Source organism: Microcoleus sp. Z1_A1, assembly GCF_036700305.1.
Lineage (GTDB): Bacteria > Cyanobacteriota > Cyanobacteriia > Cyanobacteriales > Microcoleaceae > Microcoleus.
In genome coordinates this window covers 65,126-72,877 of record NZ_JAUBOR010000025.1, presented here as the reverse complement: position 1 = coordinate 72,877, position 7,752 = coordinate 65,126, and the positions used below count along the sequence as shown (strand labels likewise).

4 protein-coding genes are annotated in these 7,752 nt (G+C 44.8%); all 4 read left to right on the top strand.

Translation table 11 applies throughout. The features are described from left to right. Window positions 1-239 precede the first annotated feature (239 nt). Window positions 240-1,163: a hypothetical protein gene (locus QT973_RS17380; protein ID WP_333051674.1), complete on the top strand. Its 924-nt coding sequence runs from the start codon at window positions 240-242 to the stop codon at window positions 1,161-1,163. Window positions 1,164-1,248: 85 nt separating this feature from the next. Continuing rightward, on the top strand, window positions 1,249-4,224 hold the full coding sequence (gene pruA, locus QT973_RS17375) for an L-glutamate gamma-semialdehyde dehydrogenase (protein ID WP_333391804.1): 2,976 nt from the start codon (window positions 1,249-1,251) through the stop codon (window positions 4,222-4,224). 124 nt (window positions 4,225-4,348) lie between these two features. Beyond that, entirely contained in the window at window positions 4,349-5,977 is a 1,629-nt protein-coding gene (locus QT973_RS17370) for a glycosyltransferase family 39 protein (protein WP_333391802.1), read from the top strand. A 3-nt stretch (window positions 5,978-5,980) separates the two neighbouring features. Beyond that, window positions 5,981-7,630 carry a glycosyltransferase family 39 protein gene (locus QT973_RS17365; protein ID WP_333391801.1) on the top strand — a complete coding sequence of 550 codons (1,650 nt, stop codon included), beginning with the start codon at window positions 5,981-5,983 and terminating at the stop codon, window positions 7,628-7,630. Window positions 7,631-7,752: the final 122 nt, after the last annotated feature.

Sequence of the window (7,752 nt, the reverse complement as noted above, 5' to 3'; positions counted from 1 at the left end):
CCACACAAGTACCATTTTTATGAACAGGCAAGATGCCTGTTCCACACAAGTACCATTTTTATGAACAGGCAAGATGCCTGTTCCACACAAGTACCATTTTTATGAACAGGCAAGATGCGTGTATCCGTGTCAAAATCCGTGTCGTGCCTTCTTCATTCTGCTAGATAATTTCAGTGCAGGCGATCGCACCAGTAACGTAAAATGTCTAAAAGCGGTCTTTGTAAAATAATTTTAGCCCCATGAGCGACGAACAGGAAAAAAAACAAATTTTGACTCAGCACCCGGAAATAATTTCCACTACCAGCGATGAGTTCGATCGCAGTGAAATTGCCAGGGCTGATTCAACTTCCGCATCAGCAGAAACTCCCGCAGAAATTGCCACGCCCGAAGATATTTCAGCGCCCATCGACGCAGCCGAAACAATTCCAGTTGTCGCCGATAGCACGCCGGAAACAACTCAAATTACAAGTTATCCGCCTCCAACAATTCCAACTGCCAACCCCGAACCAAAACCAGCTCGCTCGTGGCAAATCTTAGCAGTTTTTCTCAGCGGAATCTTAGTCGGTTCCGTCCTTAGTCTCGGCAGTTTGCTAGCGTGGAAAATGTATCAGGAAAGAGCCAACCTTCAAATCAAACTACCCGCTGACGTACCCCTCCCCGAAAGCCCTCCGCCTGTCGCAGCAGCGCCCGCCAACCGCAGGCCCGGACTTCCCCCAGCCCCTGGAAATGGACGGCCCCCCACATTCCCTCCGTCGCCCCGTCCCACTCAAATCCCCTCTCTGTCTGGTGTTCCGCAACTTGCTTCGCCGTTGCCTTCTCCTTTGCCGTTGCCTTCTCCAACTCCAACTCCCGCTGCGGTTGAAACCCCTGTAACCGAGCGAGTTTACTTTCAAGCCGGTGCTACGGGAACGACTCTGAGCAATAGTTTGCGAGCCAACATATCCAGGCGCTACTTACTGGAGTGCAATAGCGGCCAAAGCATGACAATTAATGTTCAAGAAGGTCAAGTTAGCGCCGCAATTATTGCTCCTAACGGTGAAAATTTAGGTACTACTGATAGCACAGGTCAGTGGCAAGGTCAACTAGCCAGTAGCGGCGATTATACTATTGAAATTTCAGGCGATCGCCAAGCAAACTACCAAGTTAAGATTGAAGTCAAATAGCAAGTATAATTGTCTCAGGGGGTAGTTACACAATACATAAACCCGCCCTGGTTGCAAATTACAAATTACCCATTACTAATTACCAATGGTTGCACAAATATCTCCAAGCATCTACGAAGCAAAAACCCAGGAAATTGCCAAAGAAATCCTGAAGGCAACTCAAGACAAAAAGCGCTCTTTTTTCGGTCAACTGCAAGACCAAATGCGCTGGGACGACAAACTAATGGATTGGGCGATGGCTAGCCCCGGACTGCGGGTGCAATTGTTTCGATTCATCGACTGTTTGCCGGCACTCCGCAGCAAGCCGGAAATTGCCCGCCACCTGCAAGAATACCTGACCGCCCAAGAGGTAGAATTGCCCGAAGCTTTGAAAAAATTACTCAATTTTACTAACGCTGATTCGATTCCTGGACAATTGGCTGCGACGACGGTTGCGCCTGCAGTGGAAACTTTGGCGCACAAGTATATTTCTGGGGAAAATATCAAGCAGGTAGTTAAAACTTTAGAGCGGCTTCGCAAAGATAAAATGGGTTTTACAGTTGACCTTTTGGGGGAAGCTGTCATCACTGAAAATGAGGCGGAAATTTATCTTAACCGCTATTTGGAATTGATGGAGGAACTCGCCAATGCAGCGAAGAATTGGCCGCAGGTAGATGCAATTGACAAAGCTGACGGCGAAACTTTGCCGCGAGTGCAAGTATCGGTAAAGTTAACGGCTTTTTATTCTCAGTTTGACCCTTTGGATGCTAAAGGTAGTGAGGAGAAAGTAAGCGAGAGAATTCGCATTTTACTGCGTCGCGCGAAGGAATTGGGCGCGGCGGTTCATTTCGATATGGAACAGTATGCTTACAAAAGTTTAACTCTGAGCATTCTCAAAGACTTATTGTTAGAGGAAGAGTTTCGCAGTCGCACGGATATTGGAATTACATTGCAAGCTTATTTGCGCGACAGTGCCCAAGATTTGCGAAACCTGATTTCCTGGGCAAAAAAACGCGGAAATCCGGTAACAGTGCGGCTGGTAAAAGGCGCTTACTGGGATCAGGAAACTATCAAAGCGATGCAGAAAGATTGGCCGCAGCCGGTCTACAATGACAAAGTTGCTACCGATGCCAATTTCGAGCAGATGACGCAGTTGCTGCTAGAAAATCACGAATATTTGTATGCAGCTATTGGCAGTCATAATGTCCGATCGCAAGCGAGGGCGATCGCCATTGCCGAAACTCTCAATATACCGCGCCGCCGCTTTGAAATGCAAGTGCTGTATGGCATGGGCGACAAATTGGCTAAGCTTTTGGTCGATCGGGGTTATCGCGTGCGAGTCTACTGCCCCTACGGCGATTTGCTGCCGGGAATGGCTTATTTGATCCGCCGTTTGCTGGAAAATACCGCCAACAGTTCTTTCATCCGGCAAAGTTCCGAAGAAATGCCGATCGAACAATTGTTAGCCGCACCAGTTGCTAACGGAAATGACCAGCTAGTTTACAGCAAAGTATTTCCCAACGTTGCCGATACCGACTACGCCAATACCAAATTGCGGCAACAAGCAGAAACAGCCATCAAATCAGTGCGCGCCAACCTAGGTAAAACCTATTTACCGCTAATCAATGGCGAGTACCAAAATACTGAAGCCACAGTTAACTCACTCAACCCTTCCAATCCCACAGAAGTAGTTGGCACAATCGGATTGATTTCCGAAGAACAGGCCAAACAAGCCCTTGAAGCAGCAAAAGCAGCCTTCACCGGTTGGCGAAAAACCCCCGTCCGCCAGCGGGCAGGCGTCCTCCGCAAAGCCGCAGAATTGATGGAACAGCGGCGGCACGAACTATCAGCTTGGATGGTGTTTGAAGTCGGCAAACCCGTCAGAGAATGCGATGCCGAAGTTTCCGAAGCTATTGATTTTTGCCGCTACTACGCCGACGAAATGGAACGGTTAGAACAAGGGAAAAATTACGACATTCCCGGAGAAACTAACCGCTACAGCTATCAGCCACGCGGCATTTCTTTAATCATTTCACCTTGGAATTTTCCCCTCGCAATTCCTGTGGGCATGACAGTTGCATCCCTGGTGGCAGGTAATTGTACTTTGCTCAAACCTGCGGAAGTTTCCTCAGTAATTGCAGCAAAAATAGCTGAAATATTGGTAGAAGCCGGAATCCCCAAAGGCGTATTTCAATACGTGCCTTGCAAAGGTTCCACCGTCGGCGCTTACATGGTGAAACATCCCGACGTTCACATGATTACTTTCACGGGTTCTCAGGAAGTTGGCTGTCAGATTTATGCCGATGCTGCGATTTTGCAGCCTGGACAAAAACACCTGAAACGAGTAATTGCGGAAATGGGTGGCAAGAATGCAATTATTGTCGATGAAAGTGCGGATTTAGACCAAGCAGTTGCAGGCGTAGTTTATTCGGCATTTGGATACAGCGGCCAAAAATGTTCCGCTTGTTCGCGAGTAATTGTGGTCGAATCGGTGTACGATAATTTTGTGGCAAGATTGGTAGAAGCGACGCGATCGCTCAATGTCGGCCCCGCAGAAAATCCCGGCACTCAAGTCGGCCCTGTGATCGATGCAAATGCCCATTCGCGCATCCGCGAATACATCGAAAAAGGTCGCGCCGAAGCTAAAATAGCTTTAGAAATGCCGGCACCAGAAACCGGTTATTTTGTCGGCCCAGTCATTGTTACCGAAGTATCGCCCACAGCAACTCTCGCCCAAGAAGAAATTTTCGGCCCGGTTTTGTCGGTGATTCGGGCTCGTAATTTCAGCGAAGCGATTGCGATTGCTAACGGTACTAATTTTGCTTTAACCGGCGGATTGTATTCTCGCACGCCTTCGCATATCGATCGAGCCGCATCCGATTTTGAAGTCGGAAACCTGTACATCAATCGCGGAATTACCGGGGCTGTGGTATCGCGCCAACCTTTCGGAGGATTCAAACTTTCGGGAGTTGGTTCTAAAGCTGGCGGCCCGGATTATTTGCTACAATTCCTCGAACCGCGCACCATAACCGAAAATATTCAGCGCCAAGGTTTTGCGCCGATTGAAGGAGTGGATGATTAATCATTCCTTTGTTTGTAGAGAGGACTGAAGTCCTCTCTCTGGCTGTTAAGTTGGTAGGGTGCGCCCAGCGCACCTTACAGGTGGGGTGACAGAAAAAAATTGTGGGAGATTAGCTAGTTATAAAATGGAATCTACCAAAGATCGCGATCGACTAAATTCTCACAACCCTTCACTTGACAAGTGGCTGCGATTTTTAATTATAGTTGTATTAGTCCTCGGCATATTCTTTCGCTTCGCCAACCTAGGAAAGAAAGTTTACTGGATAGATGAAAGTTACACATCCCTGCGGTTATCTGGATATACAGAATCTGAGTTTATTCAGCAAGTAGTTGACGGTGAAAGTCGGGACATTAAATTTTTACAAAAATATCAACGGATAAATTCAGAAAAAACCGTCGTAGATACCGTAAAAGGATTAGCTTTAGAAGAACCCCAACTCGCTCCGCTGTATTTTGTAGCGACGAGATTTTGGGTGCAACTGTTCGGCGATTCAGTGGCTGTAACTAGAAGTATGTCGGCTGTTTTTAGTTTGCTCGCATTGCCTTGTATGTATTGGCTGTGCTTAGAATTATTTGATTCCTCGCTGACAGCTTGGTTGGCAGTTTCATTACTAGCTGTATCGCCTTTTCAAATAGTTTACGCTCAAGAAGCTCGACCTTACAGCTTGTTTGTATTAATAATTTTGCTGTCTAGCGCTGCTTTGCTGCGGGCAATGCGGCTAAAAACTAACAGCAGTTGGGCAATTTATGCGGTAACAGTAGCACTGGGATTTTATTCTCACCTATTATTTGCACTGGTGGTGCTAGGGCATGGAATTTATGTAGCCCTCTCGGAAAATATGCGGTTTAACAAGACGGTAATTGGGTATTTTATAGCAGCAAGCGCAGGATTTATTGCCTTATTTCCTTGGACTGTAGTTTATTTAATAAATTCGCAAAATGTCAGTGACAAAATAGCATGGCAGTCCTTAAGAATTCCAATTTCAAAATTAGTTTTAAATTTCGTTTTAAACATTATTAGGCAATTTTTTGATGTAGGATTATACTCTGATTTGCCACGATTATATTTCCTATTAACTATCCCAGTTATTTTAATGATTTTAATAATTGTCGGATATTCTTTTTATTTGCTGCTGAGTCAGACAGAAAGACGTGTTTGGTTGTTTGTTATGACATTAACGTGCGTGACATTAGCCATTTTCCTGCCAGCGGATTTAATCTGGGGCGGAATGCGATCGATCAACACCCGCTACATGATTCCCTGTTATTTAGGAATGCAGATAGCTGTTTCCTATTTTTTGGCGGTAAAAATGACATCTCCTCAAGTTACAATGCAGTTGCTAAAGCTGTGGAGACTGGCTCTGGCTGCTTTGCTCTCTATTGGAATTATATCCTGCTGCATCTATTTGCCAGCAGACTCTTGGTGGAATAAAGACCGCTCTTATATTAACATCCCGATCGCCCGCACGGTAAACTCAGCTTCTCGGCCATTACTCATAACAGACTTGTGGGTGTATAGTGTAGATACGATCGGCAACTTACTCAGTTTGAGTTACTTAATCAATTCCCCTGCTAAGTTTTTAGTATTGCCACCTAAAATTGTGAAAATCCCACCAAATTTTAACGAGATTTTTTTGTATGGTATTTCCAGAGAATTGAAAACAGAAATAGAAAAAAATACTCGTTATGAAATACCAACTCTTTACACTCTACAAAATCAACATATAATTTTGAGAAAATTGCTAAAAAAATGAAGTATGGTTGGAAAAATGCGTTTTAATGTTCCCCGAAATTGGCTGCATTTTTTAATTATAGCCGTATTAGTCATAGGTATTTTATTTCGGTTCGCCAATCTCGATCGCAAATTTTACTGGATCGACGAAACATATACTTCTTTAAGAGTTTCTGGCTACACCGAAGCCGAAATAATCAAAGAAATTTCCTACCAGAAAATAACCTCGCCTGCGGATTTACAAAAATATCAGCAGATAAATTCCGAAAAAACCTTAAGGGATACCCTGAATTCTTTAGCAACAGAAGACCCCCACCACCCGCCGCTGTATTACGTATTAGCGCGATATTGGGCGCAATGGTTCGGCACTTCCGTTGCAGCAATGAGAAGTTTGGCAGCCGTGATTAGCCTGCTAGTATTTCCCGCAATTTATTGGCTGGCTTGGGAGTTATTTGAATCTTCAGCAGTAGCATGGATGGCGATCGCAATTTTCGCAATTTCTCCCTACCACATCCTCTTTGCCCAAGAAGCAAGACAGTACAGTTTGTGGACAGTAACTACTATTTTATCCACTGCCGCCTTGCTGCGAGCAACACGCCCTGACGAAAATCAAAATCCTGTCGCCCTTGTTCTTTCCTGGGCGCTTTATGCAGCCACAGCAACACTGGGATTGTACACCCACTTGTTATTTGTCTGCGTCGCTGCCGCCCACGCAATCTACGTCGCAGTTATTGCCAACTGGCGCGATGTGAAAACATTTATTTCCTATTATGTAGCATCTTTAATCGCTTTGATATGCTTCATGCCTTCCCTGGTAAATACTGTAGAAAATTTCAATCAAGTTAGAAGCACAACAATATGGGCAGAACAAACAAATTTCTTAAGATTAGTCAGCAGATGGGTTGGTTCCATCACCATAGCATTTTTTGATATTGGCATTGATGGAACTGCCAACGCCACACAACTTGCCTTGCTAATTCCAGTTGGTATCATGATTCTAGCTTTAGTCGGCTATGCCCTTTATTATCTATGCCGACAAACACCAAAGCGAGTGTGGTTGATTGTATTGTTATTAATTGCAACAACTGCTTTGTTTTTAGCAGTGCCTGATATAATCAAGGGTGGAAGGCGATCGGCAAATCCGCGATATTTAGTTCCTTGTTATGTGGGAATTCAGATAGCAGTGGCTTACCTGCTGTCTGCGAAAATCAGTAGCAATTTGGAGAAATTAAAACAGCAAAAACTGTGGAAAATAGTTATAGTGGGAGTTTTTTCCGCAGGTATTATATCCGGTGGAGTTAGTTCTCAAGCAGATATTTGGTGGAATAAAGGCAGCGGTTGGTTGCGTGCCTTGGAAGTAGCCGCGACTGTCAATCAAGCCAGCAATCCCCTATTTATCAGCGATGCCAATATTGCATATATCATGCCTTTAAGTTATTACCTAGAACCCAAAGTAAAACTGCTAATAGAACCCCGCTGTTACACTTCTTGCTACAAAAATCGAGAATTGGCAAAGAAAAAACCCCAACCCCCGCAAATTCCCGCCGGTTTCAATGAGTTGTTTTTATACAGACCGTCCTCTACTTTGCGATCGGCAATTCAGCAACAAAACTATCAAATAGATCCGGCTGACACTAATGTCGAGCTTAATCTGTGGAAAATTACCAAGAAATAATCTCAAATATTAAGGCAAAAAACACGGGTTTGTGGCCCAAAAATGTCTTATTCACTGCGACATACTGGCCATAAACGCCATTTTTGAAAGTATGTCGCAAGGAGAGTTCGATAGGTTTGCTT

Bases quoted from the DNA above. Each gene is read 5' to 3' on its own strand.
- QT973_RS17370 (WP_333391802.1), top strand. From the start codon at position 4,349: ATGGAATCTACCAAAGATCGCGATCGACTAAATTCTCACAACCCTTCA.
- QT973_RS17365 (WP_333391801.1), top strand. From the start codon at position 5,981: ATGGTTGGAAAAATGCGTTTTAATGTTCCCCGAAATTGGCTGCATTTT.
- QT973_RS17380 (WP_333051674.1), top strand. From the start codon at position 240: ATGAGCGACGAACAGGAAAAAAAACAAATTTTGACTCAGCACCCGGAA.
- pruA (WP_333391804.1), top strand. From the start codon at position 1,249: ATGGTTGCACAAATATCTCCAAGCATCTACGAAGCAAAAACCCAGGAA.